The 430-nt window shown below is 37.0% G+C and carries 1 pseudogene; it reads right to left on the bottom strand.

Annotated features, from left to right (window positions below):
- Window positions 1-430 (bottom strand): annotated as a pseudogene (locus N8L39_RS09260) (YSIRK-type signal peptide-containing protein); the annotation flags it as partial.

Below are 430 nucleotides of genomic sequence, written 5' to 3' on the forward strand. Positions count from 1 at the left end.
TTCCAGTTTGTGTTTGTCCTTGTGGTGCTTCTGATGTCTTATCAACACTTTCCATTGTGACATCTGTAACTGTTGGAGTATAAGTTGTTTCAACTTTTGTTCCATTCATGTCTTTGATTTGAACTTTAACTGGTGTTGCTGTTCCTACAAAGTCTTTATTTGGTGTGAAGCTAATTGTTTTGTTCGCTTTGTCTAACTCGTACTTACCTTGAGGAGTTGTTACGCTATCTACTTCTGCCCCTGCTTCATTTAATAATGTTAATGTTTCTGGGTTTAGTTCTACACGTTCTCCTTTTGGTCCTGTTTGAGTTCCTTTATCAAAGTTAACTGTCTTACCTTTATCGTCTCCAGTTTCTTCTGTATCTAACTTGATTGGTGATGTTTGTACTTTTCCTTGTACATCACTTGTTGTTGAGCTTTCAGTTGTTGG

Origin of the sequence: Streptococcus mitis (assembly GCF_946190285.1) — a bacterium.
In the GTDB taxonomy this organism is placed as follows: domain Bacteria; phylum Bacillota; class Bacilli; order Lactobacillales; family Streptococcaceae; genus Streptococcus; species Streptococcus mitis_CP.